The 1,455-nt window shown below is 52.7% G+C and carries 1 protein-coding gene and 1 pseudogene; both read left to right on the forward strand.

Features of this window, described 5'->3' with window-relative positions; genetic code table 11:
- Positions 1–116, forward strand: a pseudogene (locus BIS10_RS18715) (NAD(P)-dependent alcohol dehydrogenase); the annotation flags it as partial.
- A 171-nt stretch (positions 117–287) separates the two neighbouring features.
- Positions 288–1,455, forward strand: a 1,168-nt coding sequence (locus tag BIS10_RS18720; RefSeq protein WP_253507783.1) for a methyl-accepting chemotaxis protein, incomplete at its 3' end; no start/stop codon positions are given.

Here is a 1,455-nt window from a genome sequence, read left to right on the forward strand (position 1 = left end):
ATATTGAAATGCTCGATATCAACAAGATTAACGAAGGTTTTGAGCGCATGGAAAAAGGCGACGTGCGCTACCGCTTCGTGATCGATATGGCGACCCTGAAAGACACCGCTGCCTAATTTCTGCAGCTGTGAATAGAGCCCACCGCTTAACGGCGGTGGGCTTTTTTGTTTTTCCGTTATTGATAAACTGTTGGTATAAAAAAGTCGCATACGCGCCGTATTTCACTTCATTTTGCTCTACTCTTTTGAAATGTGGGCAATATCTAATAAAACAAAGGGAACGCACCAATGAAGCAACTATCCATAAAATGGAGCTTGACGGCTGCCTTAGCATTGTTGGTTGTGATGATAGGTCTTATTAGTGGGCTGGGGTTTTATGCCAGCTACACTAGCGACCAAGCGCTTAAAGAGATCAACAACACCAACGTGCGATTGGCGAATTTGGCAAACCGTACCCAGGTGAATGCGCTAAGGGCGCAAACCTTTTTAGATCGCTCGGCAAGCCTGAGTATGCAGGGGAATCCGGATAAAGGGCGGGAAAGCTTAGCGATGGCGGGTGAGGCCGTTGTGGCTGCTCAAGAACGGTTTGAAGAGTTTTCGGCGATCCCCGTGGTGCCTGAAAGTACTCTTGCTAATTACCGTGCTGAGGTAGTGGCTGCCTATCACGCCTTTGTTACCGAAGGCATGGTTCCCTTGCTAGACGCAGCACCGTTCCAGATACAGCGTCGCCAGGAAGCGCTGGGTGAGTTGGGCGCTAATCTTGATATGTCCATGAGCGAATTGGTGGCCTACACCGAAGCTCGTGGTCAGCAGGTGATGCAGCGGGTAGGGCGCTTAGCGACTATCGGCGGAGCTATTGCCATCGGCCTGTTGCTGTTCTCTTTAATCGCGGCGGTGGTGATTCGTGTTGCAATGATGCGTGGCGTCGTCACTCCGATTCAACATGCCTTAGGCCACTTTGCAAAGATTGCTGATGGTGACTTAACCGGGCAAATTGAAGACCGAGGCCGTAATGAGATTGGCCAGCTTTTTCTAGGGCTTTCGGCGATGCAGGACAAACTGAAAACCTTGGTGATGTCGCTGCGCAGTAGCAGTGAGCACGTCTACAGTGGGGCGAGTGATATCTCATCGGGAAGCCAAGACCTCTCTTCGCGTACCGAGCAGCAGGCCTCGGCGCTGCAGCAGACCGCCTCCAGCATGGAGGAAATGGCGACTACCGTGGGTAAAAATGCCGAGATAGCCCAGGAGGCCGACCAACTCTCGGTGGCGGCTTCCCAGTCCGCAGAGGCCAGCGGCGAAGAGGTAGAGCGAACCGTGAAGCTGATGCGTGAGATTGCCGCTAGCGCTGATAGGGTCAACGATATTATCGGAGTGATTGACTCGATTGCCTTCCAAACCAATATCTTGGCGTTGAACGCCTCGGTTGAAGCCGCGCGGGCAGGTGAGCAGGGTCGCG

The organism is Halomonas sp. 707B3, assembly GCF_024158645.1.
GTDB classification, from domain to species: Bacteria; Pseudomonadota; Gammaproteobacteria; order Pseudomonadales; family Halomonadaceae; genus Vreelandella; species Vreelandella lionensis.